This window comes from Rhodococcus sp. BP-349, assembly GCF_019835845.1.
Taxonomy (GTDB): domain Bacteria; phylum Actinomycetota; class Actinomycetes; order Mycobacteriales; family Mycobacteriaceae; genus Rhodococcoides.
The window spans coordinates 420,904-439,538 of record NZ_JABUDR010000001.1; the positions used below are offsets into that span (position 1 = coordinate 420,904).

Annotated in this window: 21 protein-coding genes, 1 tRNA gene and 1 pseudogene; 14 read left to right on the plus strand and 9 right to left on the minus strand. The window is 68.1% G+C overall.

The window, feature by feature from the left end; genetic code table 11:
* Window positions 1-133 precede the first annotated feature (133 nt).
* Window positions 134-367 carry a DUF3072 domain-containing protein gene (locus HQ325_RS02015; RefSeq protein WP_204869810.1) on the plus strand — a complete coding sequence of 78 codons (234 nt, stop codon included), beginning with the start codon at window positions 134-136 and terminating at the stop codon, window positions 365-367.
* Here the strand turns inward: HQ325_RS02015 and HQ325_RS02020 are convergent.
* Window positions 364-762, minus strand: a complete 399-nt coding sequence (locus HQ325_RS02020; RefSeq protein ID WP_222626488.1) for a helix-turn-helix domain-containing protein — start codon at window positions 760-762, stop codon at window positions 364-366. The genes HQ325_RS02015 and HQ325_RS02020 overlap by 4 nt on opposite strands.
* 146 nt (window positions 763-908) lie before the next feature.
* Here HQ325_RS02020 and HQ325_RS02025 point away from each other — a divergent pair, with 146 nt between their 5' ends.
* Window positions 909-1,766: an NmrA family NAD(P)-binding protein gene (locus tag HQ325_RS02025; RefSeq protein ID WP_222626489.1), complete on the plus strand. Its 858-nt coding sequence runs from the start codon at window positions 909-911 to the stop codon at window positions 1,764-1,766.
* 9 nt (window positions 1,767-1,775) lie between these two features.
* Here HQ325_RS02025 and HQ325_RS02030 read toward each other — a convergent pair.
* Window positions 1,776-3,710, minus strand: a pseudogene (locus HQ325_RS02030) (acetoacetate--CoA ligase).
* 165 nt (window positions 3,711-3,875) lie between these two features.
* Between HQ325_RS02030 and HQ325_RS02035 the strand changes: the two are divergent.
* Entirely contained in the window at window positions 3,876-4,283 is a 408-nt protein-coding gene (locus HQ325_RS02035) for an STAS domain-containing protein (protein WP_222626490.1), read from the plus strand.
* A 7-nt stretch (window positions 4,284-4,290) separates the two neighbouring features.
* Here HQ325_RS02035 and HQ325_RS02040 read toward each other — a convergent pair whose 3' ends face one another.
* The 3 genes from HQ325_RS02040 to HQ325_RS02050 are packed head-to-tail and all read right to left on the minus strand — an operon-like array spanning window position 4,291 to window position 7,529.
* Window positions 4,291-5,472, minus strand: a complete 1,182-nt coding sequence (locus tag HQ325_RS02040) for a zinc-dependent alcohol dehydrogenase (protein WP_222626491.1) — start codon at window positions 5,470-5,472, stop codon at window positions 4,291-4,293.
* 35 nt (window positions 5,473-5,507) lie between these two features.
* Entirely contained in the window at window positions 5,508-6,422 is a 915-nt protein-coding gene (locus HQ325_RS02045; protein WP_222626492.1) for an SDR family oxidoreductase, read from the minus strand.
* 45 nt (window positions 6,423-6,467) lie between these two features.
* Window positions 6,468-7,529 carry an NAD(P)H-binding protein gene (locus HQ325_RS02050; protein ID WP_222626493.1) on the minus strand — a complete coding sequence of 354 codons (1,062 nt, stop codon included), beginning with the start codon at window positions 7,527-7,529 and terminating at the stop codon, window positions 6,468-6,470.
* Between the two features lie 95 nt (window positions 7,530-7,624).
* Here HQ325_RS02050 and HQ325_RS02055 point away from each other — a divergent pair, with 95 nt between their 5' ends.
* Window positions 7,625-8,326, plus strand: a complete 702-nt coding sequence (locus tag HQ325_RS02055; protein ID WP_222626494.1) for a GAF and ANTAR domain-containing protein — start codon at window positions 7,625-7,627, stop codon at window positions 8,324-8,326.
* Between the two features lie 9 nt (window positions 8,327-8,335).
* Here the strand turns inward: HQ325_RS02055 and HQ325_RS02060 are convergent, their stop codons facing one another.
* Window positions 8,336-9,268, minus strand: coding sequence for a DAPG hydrolase family protein (locus tag HQ325_RS02060; RefSeq protein ID WP_261777623.1), 933 nt, complete (start codon window positions 9,266-9,268; stop codon window positions 8,336-8,338).
* Window positions 9,269-9,477: 209 nt separating this feature from the next.
* Here HQ325_RS02060 and HQ325_RS02065 point away from each other — a divergent pair, with 209 nt between their 5' ends.
* The 6 genes from HQ325_RS02065 (at window position 9,478) to HQ325_RS02090 (ending at window position 12,242) form a co-directional block, all read left to right on the plus strand.
* The gene (locus HQ325_RS02065) at window positions 9,478-10,062 is read left to right on the plus strand and encodes a TetR/AcrR family transcriptional regulator (RefSeq protein ID WP_222626495.1); all 585 of its coding nucleotides are present in this window, start codon (window positions 9,478-9,480) and stop codon (window positions 10,060-10,062) included.
* Between the two features lie 102 nt (window positions 10,063-10,164).
* On the plus strand, window positions 10,165-10,842 hold the full coding sequence (locus HQ325_RS02070; protein ID WP_308014218.1) for a methyltransferase: 678 nt from the start codon (window positions 10,165-10,167) through the stop codon (window positions 10,840-10,842).
* 46 nt (window positions 10,843-10,888) lie between these two features.
* The gene (locus HQ325_RS22280) at window positions 10,889-11,062 is read left to right on the plus strand and encodes a CDGSH iron-sulfur domain-containing protein (RefSeq protein WP_261777872.1); all 174 of its coding nucleotides are present in this window, start codon (window positions 10,889-10,891) and stop codon (window positions 11,060-11,062) included.
* Between the two features lie 46 nt (window positions 11,063-11,108).
* Complete coding sequence (locus HQ325_RS02080) at window positions 11,109-11,567, plus strand: transcriptional repressor (RefSeq protein ID WP_308014219.1); 459 nt, start codon at window positions 11,109-11,111, stop codon at window positions 11,565-11,567.
* On the plus strand, window positions 11,564-12,001 hold the full coding sequence (locus tag HQ325_RS02085; RefSeq protein WP_222626497.1) for a hypothetical protein: 438 nt from the start codon (window positions 11,564-11,566) through the stop codon (window positions 11,999-12,001). The genes HQ325_RS02080 and HQ325_RS02085 overlap by 4 nt, the downstream gene beginning before the upstream one ends.
* 16 nt (window positions 12,002-12,017) lie before the next feature.
* Complete coding sequence (locus HQ325_RS02090; RefSeq protein WP_222626498.1) at window positions 12,018-12,242, plus strand: hypothetical protein; 225 nt, start codon at window positions 12,018-12,020, stop codon at window positions 12,240-12,242.
* A 110-nt stretch (window positions 12,243-12,352) separates the two neighbouring features.
* Here HQ325_RS02090 and HQ325_RS02095 read toward each other — a convergent pair whose 3' ends face one another.
* Together HQ325_RS02095 and HQ325_RS02100 are read right to left on the minus strand one after the other, a co-directional pair.
* Window positions 12,353-13,681 (minus strand): lipase family protein, encoded by a 1,329-nt coding sequence (locus tag HQ325_RS02095; protein WP_222626499.1) that lies wholly within the window; start codon window positions 13,679-13,681, stop codon window positions 12,353-12,355.
* A 73-nt stretch (window positions 13,682-13,754) separates the two neighbouring features.
* A complete protein-coding gene (locus HQ325_RS02100; protein ID WP_222626500.1) occupies window positions 13,755-14,561 on the minus strand; it encodes a transglutaminase family protein in 807 nt (268 codons plus the stop codon).
* Between the two features lie 254 nt (window positions 14,562-14,815).
* Here HQ325_RS02100 and HQ325_RS02105 point away from each other — a divergent pair, with 254 nt between their 5' ends.
* Window positions 14,816-15,244: a hypothetical protein gene (locus tag HQ325_RS02105; protein ID WP_222626501.1), complete on the plus strand. Its 429-nt coding sequence runs from the start codon at window positions 14,816-14,818 to the stop codon at window positions 15,242-15,244.
* Window positions 15,245-15,498: 254 nt separating this feature from the next.
* Window positions 15,499-16,050 carry a hypothetical protein gene (locus HQ325_RS02110; protein WP_222626502.1) on the plus strand — a complete coding sequence of 184 codons (552 nt, stop codon included), beginning with the start codon at window positions 15,499-15,501 and terminating at the stop codon, window positions 16,048-16,050.
* Between the two features lie 158 nt (window positions 16,051-16,208).
* Here HQ325_RS02110 and HQ325_RS02115 read toward each other — a convergent pair.
* A tRNA-Gly gene (locus tag HQ325_RS02115) sits at window positions 16,209-16,282 on the minus strand.
* Window positions 16,283-16,354: 72 nt separating this feature from the next.
* Here HQ325_RS02115 and dcd point away from each other — a divergent pair.
* Window positions 16,355-16,921, plus strand: coding sequence for a dCTP deaminase (gene dcd, locus HQ325_RS02120; protein WP_027506388.1), 567 nt, complete (start codon window positions 16,355-16,357; stop codon window positions 16,919-16,921).
* Window positions 16,922-17,019: 98 nt separating this feature from the next.
* Entirely contained in the window at window positions 17,020-18,603 is a 1,584-nt protein-coding gene (locus HQ325_RS02125; protein ID WP_222626503.1) for an Hsp70 family protein, read from the plus strand.
* The last annotated feature ends 32 nt before the right edge of the window (window positions 18,604-18,635 follow it).

The following is an 18,635-nucleotide window of genomic DNA, read 5'->3' on the forward strand; positions in this document are numbered from 1 at the left end:
GAAAACATTCTGTGAAACGCGAGACTCGGATCGGTTTCTCACCGAAGTGACTCTCTGTCGACGCGCCCGGTTACTGTCCGGTCGCGGAGTCGCGGCGGTTTGCGCGACGGAGCGCGTGGGTACAGTCGAACGTATGAGCGATGCGAATGACACCACCAAGACAGGCAATGCGGACGTCGACCAGAGCGCGGAGAAGGATCCGTCCGACTGGGTCACCGGCGACGAGCCGCCCACCGGCCCCCAGCTGAGCTACCTCGAGACGTTGGCCCGCGAGGCCGGCGACGAGGTGCCCTCGGACCTGACCAAGGCGCAGGCGTCCGAGATGATCGACAAGCTGCAGTCCGAGACGGGCCGCGGAACCAGCTAGATCCCGTCCGTGCCGCGCGCGTCGTACTCGGCGCGCGCGGCCGTGACGGTGGGTGAACTCGACTCGACGAGTTCGATGAGGTCGACCAGTCGGGTCGCCATGACTCGTCCGAGGTCTGTCAGGGCGTACTCCACCTTCGGGGGAACGTGTTCGAGGACGGTACGGGTGATCAACCCGTCACGTTCCAGGCGTTGCAGAGTCTGGGACAGCATTCTCTCGCTGACCCCGTCCACGCGCCGCCGAAGCGCTCCGAAGCGGTACGGCCCCTCGTGCAGTGCGGCGAGCGCCAGCACGCCCCAGCGGCTGGTGATGTCCTGCATCGTGTCGCGAGACGTGCAGTGACGAGAGAACACGTCGGCTTCGAGTGTCGGGTCGGCGTCGGGCACGGGTGTCATCCTACCAGCCGGTCCGTAAGTGGTTACCGAATAGATTGCACTGTACGAAAAGTAAGTGCATAGTGGGTGCCGGCGACCCGATCGGTCGCGGCGGTGCGCCCTCCGGGGTGTGTCGGACGACGCTCACTCTCCAGGGAGACATGCTCATGACCACGACAGCGGTGACCGGCGCGACCGGACAACTCGGCAACGCAGTGATTCGATCGCTCCTCGATCACGGAGTCGCCGCGGGCGACATCGTGGCCGTGGTGCGCGACGAGGCCAAGGCCGCCGACCTGGCGGCGCGCGGTGTCATCGTCCGCGTCGCCGACTACGCGGATCCCGCTGCGTTGCGCACCGCCTTCGTCGGTGTCGACAAGGTCCTCCTCGTGTCGAGTTCCGAGGTGGGACAACGAGTTCCGCAACACACCAACGTGATCGAGGCTGCGGAGGCCGCCGGTGTCTCGCTCATCGCGTACACCAGTGTGCTCAAAGCGGCGACGAGCGGCATCAGCCTCGCGCCCGAGCACGTCGCCACGGAGGAGCGCCTCGCGTCTTCCTCCGTGCCGTCCGTGCTGCTGCGCAACGGGTGGTACTGGGAGAACTACGCGGCCTTCGTCGATCAGGCCAGGCACACCGGTGCCATCGTCGGCAGCGGCGGTGCGGGCGTCGTCGCCGGAGCGTCCCGCACGGACTTCGCGGCGGCGGCCGCCGCGGTGCTGATCGCCGACGACCAGGCCGGTGCCGTGTACGAGTTGGGTGGCGAGCGGCTGACGTACGAGGGTGTGGCCGCTGCGATCGCCGAGATCGTCGGCTCGCGTGTGGAGTACCAGAATCTGACCACCGACGAGCACATCGGCGCGCTCGAGGGTGCGGGACTGCCCGCGCCCGTCGCGCAGATGCTGGCGAGCGCCGATGCGGGCATCGCCCGCGGCGACCTCGACACCGAGTCGGGCGACCTGGCTCGACTGCTCGGTCGTGAGCCGGGCTCCGCCGTCGACGCGCTGCGCGCCACGCTGAGCTGAGCCGACCGGTCAGGACCCCGGCGCCAGCTGCGCGAACCAGCGCAGCGCGTCGGGGTCGTCGACCGACTCCGGATCGGCCACGGTCGACGGGTCCGCACCCGACAGGATCTTCTTGACCGGGATCTCGAGCTTCTTGCCGGTCCGCGTGTGCGGCACGGCGCGGACTTCGATGATGTCGTCCGGGACGTGACGCGGCGAGGCCTCCCTCCGCAGCGCCGCCGAGATGCGTTCGCGCAGATCGTCATCGAGCTCCATGTCGTCGGTCGTGACGACGAACAGCGGCATCCAGTAGCTGCCGTCCGGGCGTTCGAGACCCACGACGAGACTCTCTGCGACGCCGGGTAGACGCTCGACCACGCCGTAGATGTCGGCGCTGCCCATGCGCACACCGTTGCGGTTGAGCGTGGCGTCCGATCGTCCGTGGATCACCACGCTGCCCCTGCTGGTCACGGTGATCGAGTCGCCGTGCCGCCAGACGCCGGGGAACGTGGAGAAGTACGCGTCGGCGTAGCGGTCACCGCTCGGGTCCTTCCAGAACCCAACGGGCATGGACGGCATCGGCGCGACGATGACCATCTCACCCGGTTCGTCCACGAGCGGGGTCCCGTCGTCGCTCCACGCCTCCAGAGCGACACCGAGATTCACGGCAGGAATCTCGCCGGGGACCACGGGCACCCCGGTGGGCGCTCCCACGAATCCGCTGACGACGTCCGTGCCGCCCGACACCGGCGCGAGGTGCACCGATCGCCCCACGTGCTCCGCCACCCAGCCGTGCGCCGCGGCGGGGAGGACCGACCCGGTGACCCCGAGAATGCGCAGTGCCGAGAGGTCGTGTGCCCGAGCCGGTTCGACCCCGACACTCTCGCAGTGCAGGAGGTACCCGGGGCTCGTCCCGAGCACGGTCACGCGGTGCCGCGCCGCGAGCTCCCACAGTGCGCCGGCGTCCGGATGGCCGGGGCTGCCGTCGTAGCAGACGACGGTCGAGCCCACGAGCAGCCCGGCCAGCAGGTAGTTCCACATCATCCAGCTGGGTGAGGTGTACCAGAGGAACACGTCGTCCTCGGTCATGTCCGACTGCAGCGCAGCAGATTTGAGGTGCTCGAGCAGCACACCGCCGTGTCCGTGAACGATGCCCTTGGGGCGCCCGGTGGTGCCGGAGGAGAACAGCACCCACAGCGGATGGTCGAACGGCACCGGCTCGGGTGTCACCCTCGGACCACCGCGCCCCTCGTCGAGCAGATCGGCCCATCGGACGGCTCCGGGTACGTCGGTGCCGAGCCGGGAGAAGGCGATCACCGTGCGCAGGGAGGGAATCGAGGCCTGCAGAACTGACACCTCGTCCCGGCGGTCGCGGTCGACGCCGGCGAAGCGGTAGCCGTCGGCGGTCACCAGCACCGTCGGATCGAGCTGTCCGAGCCGGTCCACCGCGGCGGCCGCGGACTAGTCCTGCCCGCACGAGGTCCAGACGGCGCCGAGCGCGGCGGTGGCGAGGAACGCGACGGCGGCCTCGGCCGTGTTGGGGACGTAGCCGGCCACCCGATCGCCGCTCCGCACGCCGAGGCGGTGCAGCGCGGCGGCGATCGAGGAGATCTGCTCGGCCAGGTCCGCGTACGACCACGTGCGGGTGCCGAGCCCGCCCGGTTCGGTGTCGTCGATGATCGCCACGGACTCGGGTGACCGGTCGCACCACGCCAGGACCCGATCCACGTAGTTCACGCGGGCACCCCGGAACCACTGCCGCCCGCTGAACACGCGGGGGTCCTCAGAGGGGGTCAGGACGGCCTCGTGACCGGTCAGTGGTACGTCGAAGAAGGCGCGAACACCCTCCCAGAACTGTTCCGGCTCGGCCACCGACCAGCGATGCAGCCCGCCGTAGTCGGGAAAGGAGTGCCCCGTGGTGGCGGCGATCGAGTCGGAGAACCGGGAGAGGGGACTGGGGCTCATGAGGACATTCTGATGAGCGCGGTTCGTCTGCCGGGCGCCGTGATCGATCCGTTATCCGCCGTGACCTGATCGTGATGTTCCGGTTCGCCGAACCGCGATGTCGGTCGATCAGAGTTGTCCCCAAGGTGGTCCAGACCAGGGCCCTTCGCTACATCCTCGGTACCGGTGCGAGTCATCGCGTCCGAGCAGCGCCGCAGAAGGAACATGATGATCACGGTTGCTCCTTCCCACGATTTCTCCTCCGTCCCGTTCGAGGTAGTCGTCCATGCAGGTCACGACGGTCGACGCGTCGTCGCCGTACGCGGCGACGTCGACCTCGTCACCGCTCGCGACCTGACCAGGTGTCTTCGCGCTGCCGTCACCGAAGGTCCGGTCACCGTCGATCTCACCGGTGTCGAGTTCTTCAGTTCGGCCGGCGTGACCGCGATCGAGGACGTCGTGTCGGACGCCCCGACCGCGATCGACGTCGTGATCTCCCCGTCACCTCGGGTGCGGCGCACTCTCGGTGTCCTCGGACTCACCCGTCTCGTGACGGTCGTGGCCTCGGTGGAGCCGGAACCGCTCGCGAGCTGACGTTCGGTCAGGGACGCAGGATGATCTTCACGGCTCCGTCCTGCTTCTTCTGGAAGATCTCGTACGCGTGTGGAGCCTGCGTCAGCGGCAGGGTGTGGGTCGCGAAGTCGTCCACACCCAGCGGGTCGTCGTCCGTCAGCAACGGCATGATGTCGTCGACCCACTTCTTGACGTTGGCCTGACCCATACGCAGCTGGATCTGCTTGTCGAACATCGTCAACATCGGCATCGGATCCGCCGCCCCGCCGTACACACCCGACAGGGAGATCGTGCCGCCCCGGCGGACGATGTCTACCGCCGAGTACACGGCGTCCAGTCGATCCACCCCGGCCTTCTCCATGAACGGCTTCGCGAGGGCGTCCGGGAGCAGCCCCGCCACGTGCTGCGCGGCCTTGGCCACCGGCGAGCCGTGGGCCTCCATGCCGACCGCGTCGACCACGGAGTCGGTTCCCCGGCCGTCGGTCAGCTCGCGGATCACGTCCCCGACCTGACCGCCGTGGGCACGAAGATCCACGGTCTCGATGCCGCGGGCGCGAGCGCGCTCGAGACGTTCGGGCACCCGGTCCACGCCGATGACGCGGTAGCCGAGGTGGGTGCCGATGCGCGCCGCCATGTCGCCGATCGGACCGAGTCCGAGCACGGTCAGCGAGCCGCCCTCGGGCACCCCTGCGTACTGCACGGCCTGCCACGCGGTGGGCAGGACATCGGAGAGGTAGACGAACCGCTCGTCGCTCGGGCCCTCCGGAACCTTGATGTGGGTGAAGTCGGCGTGCGGCACCCTCAGGTACTGCGCCTGTCCACCGGGAACCGATCCGTAGAGCTCGGAGTAGCCGAACAGTGCTGCGCCCATGCCGGTCTCGCGTACCTGGGTCGTCTCGCACTGGGTGTACAGCGACTGGTCGCACATGAAGCACGAGCCGCACGAGATCTGGAACGGGACGACGATGCGGTCGCCCACCGCCAGCGTCGACACGGCGCTGCCGACCTCGCGCACGATGCCCATGGGTTCGTGGCCGAGGATGTCACCGACGTTCATGAACGGCCCGAGCACCTCGTAGAGGTGCAGATCGGAGCCGCAGATGTTGGTGGACGTCACCTCGATGATGGCGTCCGTCGGATCCTGGATCGTCGGATCCGGGACGTTGTCGACGCGGACGTCGCGCTTGCCGTGCCAGGTCACTGCTCTCATGATGTGCCTCTCGTGTCGTGCGGATGCGGGAATGCTCAGGTGATCGGCGAGCCGCCGGTCACGCCGATGACCTGTCCGGTGATGTAGCTGGACTCGCCCGAGGCGAGGAACACGTACGCGGGTGCGAGCTCCGCGGGCTGTCCCGGACGTCCGAGCGGCACCTGGTCGCCGAAACCGTCGACACTGTCCGACGGCATCGTGGCCGGGATCAGCGGTGTCCAGATGGGTCCGGGTGCCACGACATTCACGCGGATGCCCTGCTGGGCGACGTCGCTCGCGAGCCCCTTGGAGAAGTTGACGATGCCGGCCTTGGTGGTGGCGTAGTCGAGCAGTTCGGGTGAGGCGTTCACGCCCTGGACGGAGGAGGTGTTGACGATGGTGGAGCCCGGATCCATGACGGCCACAGCCTTCTTGGACAACCAGAACAGCGCGTACAGATTGGTCTTCAGTACACGGTCGAACTGCTCCGTGGTGATGTCGGCGATACCGCCGCTCTGCGCCATCTGGAACGCCGCGTTGTTCACGAGGATGTCCAGACCGCCCAGCTCACGCACCGCGGTGTCGATGAGGGTGCCGCAATGCTCCTCGTCGCGGATGTCACCGGGGGCGGTGACGGCGCGGCGGCCGGCCTCCTCGACGAGGCGCACAGTCTCACGCGCGTCGGACTCCTCGGACGCGAGGTAGGACAGTACGACGTCGGCACCCTCTCGGGCGAACGCCAGGGCGACGGCGCGGCCGATGCCGCTGTCCGCCCCGGTGATCAGTGCCTTCCGGCCGGTGAGGCGCCCCGACCCGCGGTAGGTGTCTTCCCCGTGGTCGGGGACGGTACGCATGTCCTCGGTGAGACCGGGATGCGAGATCGGCTGCTGCCCTTCGCGATCCGGTATCGAGTACGCGGTGCGCGGGTCCCTCTTGGTGTACTGGTCGATCGAGTTCGTCGAGGAGGTCATGTCGGCCGGGTACCCGCGTACCCGGCCGGGAATCCTGGTCCGGGCTCAGGAACGCGGGTGCAACAGGGCTCGCGAGAATCGTCCGGCCGTCTCGTGACGTACCCGTCCGTCTCGGTCGATCGACACGACGCCGCCCGCCCACGAGGGGTCGGTGTCCGCCGCGGACTGCGGGTCGGTGGTGCCCTCGGCGTCGGTGCCGTCGTGCGAGCTGACCGTCAGCGACCGACGTATCGACTCGTCGATGCCCACGAGAGTGTCGACGGCGTGCGCGAATGTGTCGGTGGCGGCGTTGCCGCGACGGACGATCATGTCGTGATGCAGGCTGTCCACCAGCGAGATCACGGTGCCGGGCGGCATCTGCGTGATGGCGGCGACGGCCCGCCCCACGATCGGCGTCGGAACCAACGGCACCCGGAACTGCGGCCGCGACAGTTCGGCGATCGTCGCGTAGCGGGTCAACAGCTCGGGATAGGTGAGCACCTCGGTTCCGCCGATGTCGTACGACCCCGGAATCGGCTCGTCACCGAACGCGGCGGCGATGATGTGGAGCACGTCCGTCGTCGCGATCGGCTGCACCTTCTTCACCATCCAGCTCGGCACCGGGGTGACCGGGAGCCGTTCGACCATCCGCCGTACGAGTTCGAACGAGGTGGATCCTGACCCGAGAATGATGGCCGCCCGGAACACCGTCGCCGGAACGGAGGAGTTGAGGAACACCTCCTCGACCTGCAGACGGGACTTGATGTGATCGGAGAGGTCCTCGTCGTCGTCGGGCACGTGACCGGACAGGTAGACGATGCGGCCGACACCGTGCTTCTCCGCGGCACGCGCGACAGCCTGTGCCGCCTCGCGGTCCTTGGTCACGAAGTCACCGTCGTCCATCGAGTGCACGAGGTAGACGACGGCGTCGGCGCCCTCGAGCGCGGCGTCGATGGACTTCTCGTCGGTGATGTCGAAATGGACCGGCGTCACGTCGTCCTCCCAGCTGAAGGAGGACGCCTTGCTGTCGTCGCGCATGGCGGCGAGCACGTCGTGACCGTCGCCCAGCAGGATGGGAACGAGACGAGAGCCGATGTAGCCGGTGGACCCGGTGACCAGGATGCGCAAGACATGCCTTTCGAGTGAGTACCTCTGGTTTACCCGTCCCCGGTCGCGGTCAATCTGTGCCGAGTGTCATGCCCGCTGCTGCTCGAGGAGGTCGGATGAATGCGTCCCGAGAACCGCAGCCGTCGGACATCGCGTCGGCTCTCGCCGCGTTCGCCCGGGACCTGACGAGCCACGCGGACCTCGACGACACGTTGCGTCGGGTCACCGAGGCGGCCCTCGACCTGGTTCCCGGAACGGATGCCGCCGATGTGGTGGCCATCTCGGGCAGGTCGTTCACCTCGCACGGTCCGACGTCGTCCCTGCCGCCGCGGCTCGACGCCGTGCAGATCGAGTACGGGGAGGGCCCGTGCCTGGACGCCGCGACGACCACCGCGGTGGTGCGCGCCGATGATCTGACCACCGAGACCCGGTGGCCGACCTACTCGCCCATCGCGGTGGCGGAGGGCGTGCGGAGTTCGCTCTCGTTCCAGCTCTTCACCCACCGCGACACCTTCGGAGCGCTGAACCTCTTCGCGTTCGAGCCACATGCCTTCACCGACGACGCGATCATGGTGGGGGAGGCGCTCGCCACCCACGCCGCGATCGCCCTGACAGCGGGTCGCGTGGAGGATCAACTCCATTCCGCTCTGGCGTCCCGCGACGTCATCGGGCAGGCCAAGGGCATGATCATGGAGCGGTTCGGCGTCGACGCCCAGCAGGCCTTCACTCTGCTGACCCGGTTGTCCCAGGACTCGAACACCCCGATCAGTCGGTTGTCGGTCCAGCTGGTAGGAAAGGGGTCCGAGTCGGCTCCCTGACGTGCGGCGTCAGGAGAACTCGGCATGCAGTTCCGGAAGGAATGCCGCGAGGTGGTTCATCTCCTGGCCGCAGTGCAGCAGCAGGTCGCGACCGAGTTCGAGGCTGAGCTGTAGATCTGTCGGGTCGACCGATGCTCCGCGGGCCACCGCACACGCCGCCTGTGTCACGTTCGGTACGTGCAGGCCGCGAAGGTTGAGATGGAACCGGCTGCGCATCTCGGCGCCGCCCTCGATCGGCCGGACCTGGTGTGCGAGCCAGCCGAGGTCCACGGGGGCGATGCTGCTCCCGACCCGGCCGAAGACGATGGTCTGATCCGACGGCACGCTGAATCCGTGCACCACTGGATCGCGGAAGTTGATGCCGAGCTGCTGCAGCTTCGGCCCCACGTACTCGTCGACGTAGGTGGTGTTGCCGATGTACTTCTGCCTGTCCGTGAGGTCGGCGGTGGTGAGATCGGTGTCCAGAGCGGCGAACCGGTGGGCGTCGGGATGCCACAACTTGTAGCGCGCGGCCTCGCTGGAGTGCCACCCGAACCACCAGTCCCACATGGCCGCAGTGACTCTCGGCATGACGGTGCGCACCGCCACGAACACCACCCCGTCCGCGCCCTGGCCGTACCCGGTCTCCACCGCGGACGTCCCGGCCGGGCCGAGATCCCGGGTGATGTCCTCGAAACGCGGAACCGCACCGGGCGGTAACGGCGGTCCGGCGAAGGCATCGGCCACGACCTGCGGCGCGGGAGCTGTCCGGACCTGCATGTAGTGGGCGTACGGGAGTGCGGAGTCGGCGCCGCGGTACCCGGGGTAGCGCACGGCGCAGGCGGGTGAGGGGAGTGTCGGCGCTGCCCGGACGCGCGGGGCGATTCCCACCGTGACCGCTCCTGCGGCGACGACGGCCGCTCCCAGCATCCCGCGACGACTCAGGGCCAGATTCCTCAACATCTGTACAGAAAAGACGCACTCGACGACGGTGTCAAGCGCGAGCGGACGCGCCGATCCCCGTGTAACCTCAACACCTGTCATGATCGTGACGCGACAGTCGGGGGGCGGTGGAACGGGCTCGATCAGTCCGTTCCGCCGGCGCGCTCATCGTGAGCCGACCGTGACCGGTGATGGTGGTATCGGCACGTCAGAGCCGTAACATCTCACTGATGAGCGATGGTGAGACGGTGGAGAAGCCTAGAAGTCGGCGCTCCCTCATCGCCGTCGCGGCAGTGCAGGTGCTCGCCGAACGAGGCCCCCGCGGGTTCACGCACCGTGCGGTCGATCAGGCCACCGGTCTCGGGGCCGGCGCCGTCAACTATCACGCGCCCGATCGAGCCACCCTGCTCGCACTGGCACTCGACGAGGTGTTCCGACGCGACCTCGAGGTCGCCGGTCGACACTTCGCCCTCGAGACCTGGCACCACGATGCTGTCGTCGACGCCGTCGTCGGCTTCGTCCGCGACATGTGCAGCGACGAGCATCGTGGCCGGGTCATCGCACGGCACCACCTTCTCGGTGAGGGACTGGTGCGACCCGAACTGAAGGCGGCGTTCGACGCCCAGTTGGCCGCGTTCGTGGGCCTCGTGTCGTCGAAGATGAGCGAGGCCGGCTACCCCGCGACAGTGGCGTCGGCGGAGCTGTTCGCCATGTCCGTGGACGGCCTGCTCACCCGCCAGGTGGTCATCGGGGTCGAACCGCTTGCCGACGAGGAGATTCCGCGCATCGTCTCCATCATCGCCCGAAGGTGGTGACGCACCGACCCCGCGTTTGGATCACGCTCCACAGGGAATGCCATTCCTGAGAAAGGCGGCAGATGCTGCCATCGCGCATCTGCGCCGACGGAAGGTTCTCGTGTGACGACGATTCATCGCGACACGATCAGCATGGTGCGTGCACACCCCGGTGTGTACGCACCCCAGGACGATTCGAGACTGCTCTGCGAGGTCATGCCGGTGGCAGCCTCGCCACTGGGTGCTCGCGCCCTCGATCTCTGCACGGGCACCGGAGTGCTCGCGCTGCAGGCTGCCTGTCTCGGTGCGCGTGAGGTGCTCGCCTACGACCTGGACGCCCGCGCTGTGGCGTGCGCTCTGGACAACGCCGAACGCATCGGTGTCGAGGTCGACGCGCGACAGGGCACGCTCACCGACGCCCTCGCCGAGGCGCCGTTCGACCTCGTGGTCTCCAACCCGCCGTACGTACCGTCGCCGACCGCCCCGGTGGGGCGCGGTGTACACCGCGCCTGGGATGCCGGCGCCGACGGACGGATCGTCCTGGACCCATTGTGCGACAATGCCTTCGATCTCCTCACTCCGGGCGGCACGATGCTGATCGTGCAGTCCGAGTTCGCCGGTGTGGACCGGACGGTCGAGCGCCTGATGCGGTCCGGCACCACGGTCGACGTGGTGGCTCGCCGCCGCATCGCGTTCGGTCCCGTCATGCATGCTCGCGCCGAGTGGCTCGAGGCCACGGGCGCGCTGCAGCCGGGTCGGCGCTCCGAGGAACTGGTGGTCGTCCGTGCCCGACGCGCCTGACGGTGCTCCTGCACGGCTCGTCCGTGTGGTGCCGGGCGGGCCCGTGATGGTGGAGGGTCCCGTCGACGTGGAGATGGAGGACGGTACCCGCGTGCGGTCCGATCGCTTCATGGTCGCGCTGTGCGCGTGCAGGCGCAGTAAGAACTATCCCTTCTGCGACACCAGCCACCGCCGCAAGATCCGCGCGTCCGCCGCCGAGAATCGAGACGACGACGACTGACACGCGTCGGACGTTTCACGGCGCCCTGCGGGGGCACTCCGGCGTCGTGGACACCAAGGAACCGCCGACGATCGTCTCGTCGGAAGAGCAGTGGCGTCGGGTACTGCGGGAGCGCGGGCTGCGGGTGACCCGCCCGCGCCTTCGGGTGCTGAACGTCGTGGCTCGGCACCCTCACGTCGACGCCGGCTTCGTCGCTCGGACGCTGAAGAGTCAGGGGATGTCGCGGCAGACGGTGTACGGGAACCTCGACGCCCTCGTGTCGGTCGACCTTCTGCGCCGCATCGAGCCGGCCAACTCGCCTGCGCTGTACGAACTTCGAGTCGACGGCGATGATCACCACCACCTGATGTGTCGACGATGTCGTCGAGTGTTCGACACAGCACTCACCTCGGACGTGCGTCGGCGTGCCCCGGATCAGGAGGACGACGACTTCGACGTCGACGGTGTCGACGTCTTCTTCTGGGGTGTGTGCCGCGACTGTCGGACGGGTAACCAGCACGTATGAGCGACGATCGCGAGAAGATGCTGACGGACCACCGCCGTCCGGACGGGTCCGACGATGCCACGGTGTCCGCCGTCGGTTCCGTCTCGGAAGCCCTCGAGTGGGTGGAACGCGCTCGCGGCCACCTGTACACGTTCCACCAGCTGATGGGCCACGCCGATCTCCAATTCGGGTCCGCCGCGGACGAGCTCCGCGACGCCGGGCACGGTCGTGCGGCGGACGCACTGGAGCGAGAGGTGATCGGCCGCAACGTCATCGAGGGTCGGTGGACGTTCCAGATGGTCGAGGACTTCGATGACGGGTACTGGACGACCGCGCGCGAACACGAGCGCCGCATCCGCGACGACCTGATGGACGGGCGCCGTCACGTCTTCGAGGCGGAGATGAAGGAGGACCGTCGCACGCACGGTAAGCGCGGTCACGAGGCAACACCCTGACAGGAGGATCGACACGATGACGGTATCCGGTGACACGGTGCGCGGCGTACTCGACGCACCCGACGGAACGCTGCTGGTGATGAGGGACGGCGAACTGACGATGACCGACGACGATTCCGGTGCCGTTCTGGTGACCACCAAGGCGGCACTCGTCGAGCAACTGGGTGACGACAGGTCACCCGAGCGACTCGAGACGGCAGCAGCCGCGCTCGACGACATGGTCGACAAACTCGGCGCGTGACGATGTCGACCCGTGACGAGAAGCAATCGGAACCGTCCGGTGTCGCCGAGGCGTCGGGCCCACCCGACTTCGGAATCGAGCCGACGCGCCGCGACTCCGGCGACGACCGGCTAGCGGACCCGGCCGAGCAGGGCCCTACCGGTCGACGCGGTGAGCCCGAGCAGACCTCGGACACCTGACACCGACAGCGCCGACGACCACACGGTCTCGGTGGTGTTCGGGGGCACCGGCCGGCCGGCGAAGCGGTCTGCCAGCCAGTTCAGCGTCGCGGGGGCGGCGATGGGGTGCAGGGACAGGTGCTCACTCAGTCGATCGCGCACGTAGGTCACGTGAGCCCCGGCGGCGCGGTACCTCTCCACCTGTCCGTCCACGTCGTCGACGGCGATGATCGGATCGTGCACCGCCTGCATGATGAGGAGCGGGAAGCTCGGTGCGGACTTGCCCGGCTGGATGTCCTGGAAGATCTGCACCAGCTCGGGTGTCGCCATGACGTCGGCGAGGGGAATGTCGGTGTAGCGCTCGAGGTCGTGCATCAGCAGCGTCAGGACGGCGTGCACCGTGGTCTTGCGCTCGAGCGAGGACAGGATGCTCATGCCGGGCTGCGCGACGTAATCGCGGATCGTCCGGTCCAGATCGGGGTACGTGCGGCGCAATCCCTCGACCACCATGGTGGGTAACGCGGCGAAGATCGTGCCGTTCAGGCGGGAGAACGCCGATGCCGGGTCGCCGACGGGCGAGCCCAACGCGGCACCGACGACGTCGATCTCCGGTGCGTACTCGTCCGCGGCCTCGGCGGCCCACGACGTGGCCAGGCCACCGCCCGAATATCCCCACAGCGCAACGGGCGCCGAGTCGTCGAGCTCGAGGGGGGCGAAGGACAGGGCGGCGCGGATGCCGTCGAGGGTGCAGTAACCGGGTTCGATCGGCGCGCCCCAGCGGCCGTCCATGCCCTCGTGATCCGGCAGCGACAGTGCCCACCCGCGGCGCAGCGCGTACAGGATGATGAGCAGCTCGAACTGGGGCACGGCGCCGTGGGCGTGTGCGCCGTCCCGCAGCGCGTACGACGGGAAACAGCGATGCGAGACGGCGTCGATGGCGCACTGGTAGGAGAGCAGCGGCCTGCTCGGACCCGGAACCGCGCCGGCCGGCAGCAGGACCGTGGTGACGCCCGTGCGGGGCTCGTCGTGCATGCCGGACGTCCGGTAGAGCAGCTGCCATGCCGACACGCGCTGTCGGATGGTGCCGAACAGGGCGATCTCGACGCGGCGCGACCGCAGCACGGCGCCCAGCTCGGCCTTCTCGAACCCGGCGGGGGAGCGGTAGAACGGGTCCTTGTTCGGCGTCGTCGTCAGTCGCTCGACGCCGTCGTCGGAGTCACTGCTCCGGTCCGCGGCCGTCCCTCGCCCACCCGGGAACGCTGCATCTCGCTCGATGCTCATGTGCGTCTCGCTTCCTGATTCGTCGAGTCACAGTAACCCGGCGACGCAGGATGCGACCGACGCATGCGCCGGATCAGGTGAGGGAGACCAACTCGTGGATGTCGTCCTTGGGCAGGCCGTCGGTCGCCACGGCCGTGACCGTGGAGCTGTTCAGCGTGATCGAACCCTTGTGGTTGTCGAGGAAGGCGGTGTCGGCCGCATCGCGTCCGGTCGCGATCCTGACCAGCGTCGACCGGGGTGCGAGGCACGTTGCATCGACGACGTGCCAGGTGTCGTTCACCAGGGCCTCCGCGACGGCGTGGAAGTCCATCGGGTCGCACCCGGGTGCGTACACGGCGACGAGACGAGCCGGAACGTTCAGCGCGCGCAGCATCGCGACGACGAGGTGCGCGTAGTCGCGGCACACGCCGGCGCCGGCGAGCAGCGTGTCCGCCGCGCCGTCGATGGGATCGCTGCTGCCCGGTACGTAGTGCAGGCGCCGACCGACCCAGTCGGAGACCTCGGAGAGCAGCACCGCGTCGTCCGACTCGCTGCCGAACTCGGTGGCGGCGAAGCCGAAGAACTTGTCGGCCTCCGCGTACCGGCTCGGGCGAAGGTAGACGGAGCGATCGAGATCCGTGACGGGGGACGGTTCCGCGTTCCCGGTGACGGTCGCGTCGTAGTAGACCTGCAGGTTGCCCACCGGCGCATCGAGAACGTGGATCCGGTTGCCGTGGGCTCCGCTGACCTCGCGGGCTTCGACCGTCTTCCCGTCCAGAACGAACGAGAGGGTCTCGGCGACCTGCGCGCCGGGGTGCGGCGCCACGGCGATCTGGAACTCCAGGGTGCTGGCGGCCGTGATGTCGACATCGAGGCGTGCGGAGACGACGCGTTCGGTCATGGAGGTGCTCGTTTCCGGGGGAGAAGGGGGTGTGCGCGGAGGTGTACCCAGCCTGGCCAGGACCGACCCGTGGCGCTGGACACAGTGCCGGCGTCTGGGGTCCCACCATCGACCCCCAGCGCGACTGTGGTCCGTCATGTCGAAAGGCGCCAGTATCTCGTGAGGGTATACAAAAAAATTGCAGTTGCATGATCGGCTGACCGCGGCTGTCGGGACACTCCCGGCGTCGGGGCCACGATCCCGGGGAGATTCGCGTGCGCAGAGCAGTCCTTCGTGCAGTGCTGGCTTCGGCCGCTGTCGTTCCGTCGACCCTCGCTGTGGCGGGGCCCGCGGTGGCCGCGGATGTGGTGACATCGATAGGTGACAGCGCCGGAACCCTGATTGTCGGCGAGTCGTCGATCACTGTCGACGTACCCTCGGGCCCTGATGCGGAGTCCTGCAAGTCGTCTGTTCGAGGCGTCTCGACCCTGTACGGCGCAGGGGACACCAGTTACCGGGAAACGCCGTACGGGGCGTCGTACACCGGATTGGTCTCCGGCATCTATCACGTGATCGTGTACTGCTACAACGACTCCACCGCCGGTGACGTCGACTTCGCCGGTCCGGTCGTGGTCGGGAACTTCGGTGCACCGGGCGTGCCCGGACCCGCAGCGCCGTCGAGTGGCGGATTCTTCGGCAGCTGACCCGGTCATCGGTCTCGCAGTCGCGGCTCGCACACGTGGCTCGCAGTCCATGGGTGCGGGCCCCGAACCTTCGTCATCCGTGAATGGACTCGAATGCCCTGTCGCCCATCGCCGGTCATTCGATCGAATGATTGTTTGTTTTGACCCTGAATCACCAAAGCTGTTGTTGTACAATCAATTTGCGCCGTTCGCGAAGACCGGCATGCGGGGGTGCAGTCGGGTACGACCACGCGGCGCGCGACGGAAGGCCATCGATGACCTCTCGAACATTCACCAAGCCCGCTTTCTATGCTGCGTCCATTCCGCTCGCTCTCGGCGCGGCGCTCTTCGGCGCATCGACTGCATCGGCAGCAGTGACGACAACCAGTTTCGACCTCGATGCAGCGGTGGAGGGTTACCAGGATTCCGGCGTGGTCGCCACCGCGACGGGAACCGCCACCGTCACCGCGACAGGAACTGCGATGTTCGCTGTCACCGAGGGTGCCGTGACCTACCCGAACGGCAACTACGGACTCTGCGGCGCCGAATGCCCGATACCGAACGCAGAGATCGGCACCCTCGTGGTCAAGGTGGGCGACGGGGCCCCCACTGTCGCGGGCGCCGGTCCGACGGTCGTGACCGGGACGGGTCCTGTCCGGTTCGCGTACAACGACGCAGCGGGTGCCGAGAGCTTCGCGGACAACTCCGGCGGCTACACCGTCACCATCACCTACGACGACGGCATCACTCCTCAGCCCGAGCCCGAGCAGCCGAACTGTCTCGACCTCGGCTTCACGTGCATCCCGCTCTCCGCTTTCGGGTCCTGACTCCGGTCGGGTCTCGATGATCCGAAGCCCCTTCGCCCGCCCGGCGAGGGGGCTTCGGCCGTCGTGCAGTCGTGCAGTCAAGGGTGTGGGTGTGGGTGAGAGGCGGCCTGCACCGACGACGAACGCCCGGTCCATGCTGCGTCGACCAGGGCGTTCGGTGGAGCCGATGACGGGAATCGAACCCGCGTATTCAGCTTGGGAAGCTGATGTTCTGCCATTGAACTACATCGGCCTGTGGTGCTGCCCATGAAGATTAGCAGGGCGCCCGGGTGGTCTCGGCGCGCTCGGTCGATAGTCTCTGTGCGTGCTGCTCTCCGATCGCGACATCAAGGCCGAGGTGGATGCCGGAACGCTCGGCATCGAACCGTTCGACGAGGCGATGGTGCAGCCGTCGAGTGTGGACGTGCGCCTGGACGGGTTGTTCCGGGTGTTCGACAACTCGCGCTACACCCACATCGACCCGAAGCTGCAGCAGGACGAGCTGACCACGTTGGTGGAGCCCGCCGAGGGTGAGCCGTTCGTTCTGCATCCGGGCGAGTTCGTTCTCGGGTCGACGCTCGAATTGACGACGTTGCCGAACGATCTCGCAGGGCGCTTGGAGGGCAAGTCGAGCCTGGGCCGGCTGGGACTTCTCACACACTCGACGGCGGGATTCATCGATCCAGGCTTCAGTGGACACATCACGCTGGAGCTGTCGAATGTCGCCAATCTTCCCATCACGTTGTGGCCGGGCATGAAGATCGGGCAGCTCTGCTTGTTCCGTCTCTCCAGTCCCGCGATCAATCCTTATGGCAGCTCAGCGCTGGGATCCAAGTATCAGGGACAACGTGGCCCGACCCCGTCCAAGGCTTATTTGAACTTTCTCCAGTAGACCTGCGGTCGGTTTTCGGCCTCGTATACGTTGCTATGCCCGGTTTGACGCTCTACTATCGGTCTGTCTGATACTCCGACAGTCGATGGTGGTGATCCATGATGCGAACCGAGACGGAAACGTTCGGTGTCTCCATGAGCACCGGCTGCGTGCGCGGAGTCGTGATGGACCCGGAGGGCCGGGTCGTCGAGGTACGCTCGCTCGCCACCGGATCCGACCGCCCCCTGTTCGCTGCCGCCGCGGCAGCGATCGAGATGGCCGCCGATCTGTGTGCGGGTCCGGAGGCGCCGGTGATCGCCGTGGGGGGAGACCCCGAGAACACCTACGGTCCCGGTGGCGTCCGACTGGTCGCGGAGTGCGACGCGCTTCTGGCCGCTGCGCGGATGGAGGGCTGCGTCGACGATGCCCGCACCCTCGCGATCGTCGATCTCGGCCGCGTCGGCACGCGTGTGCACGTTCTCGACACGCAGACGGGTGACCTGTTCTCGAGCGTCGGGATCTCGGAGTTGTCCGGTGACGCGATCGACGCCGCGGTCGCAGACCACCTGTCCACCACCTTCGGGGCCGCGGAGAAGATGAGTCCCGCCGCCGTGCGCACCCTGGCGCGAGACAGTCTCGCGGCCAAGGAGATGCTGTCCGACGAGCGTGCCGTCGATCTGTCGGGGCCGTTCGTCACCGACTCGGTCCGCCTGCGTCGCACCGATGTCGAACTTCTCATCGCCGATTCCACCGCGACGCTCGTCGACCTCGTGGACGACGCCGTGGCCCGCGGAGCCGATGCCGTGCTCCTGGTCGGCGGCGGCGCGCACATCCCGTCGGTGCGGCGCGACATCGCGGCCCGCGTCGCGGTCCCCGTCATCACACCTCGCTGGCCGCAGTTCTTCGCGGCAATGGGTGCCGCGCATCTGTCCACCGTCGTGCCTGCCTCCGTGGGCGCCGCGCCGCTGCCCGTCGTCGTCGCACCTCCGGCCGACGACGAGGTCACGGCCGCCTTCACCACGGTGGCGGAGCCGGCTCACACCCCAGCGGCGGAGCCGGCTCATACTCCGGATCCCGAGGTGGCGCCGGAACCGGGGACTGCTCGGCCGCCGCTTCGCACTCCGCGCACCGCCACCGGTGCGCCTCGACGTGCCCGCTCCACACGGCGACGTCGGTCCCGTGCCGGTGTCGTCGTCGGAACGACGGCCCTGGTCGCCGCAGTCACGCTCGGTGCCGCCGCCGGAGCGTCGGGCAGGTCGGAGATCGAGAACGTGCAGGCGACGGATCGCGTCGTCGTCACGTCGTCGGTCGACGCCACTCCCACCGCGACCACGGTGCCCGCTGCGGCACCTTCCGTCGACGCAGCGCCGTCCTCCGCCTCGGAGTCGTCGTCGACTGTCACGCCCGGGCCGTCCACGACCACGACCACGGGCACCACCGTCGTGTCGCCGTCGACAGTCACCCCGTCGACCTCGATCTCCCCACGCCCGACGCTCGTCCCCGCACCCTCCACCGCGGCGCAGGACGAGCCGAAGGAGACGCAGGTGCCCTCCACGACGCGGCGGCCGAACCCGAACGACGACGCGACGACGACGCGTCCGGCTCCGGCTCCGTCGCCGGCTCCGTCGACGTCAGCGGTACCCACCACGACGGTTCCTGCGACCACCACGGCCGGCTCGACCTCGCGCACCACGACGTCCTAGCGAGCCGACCCTGCCGGACCGAGCAGAATTAC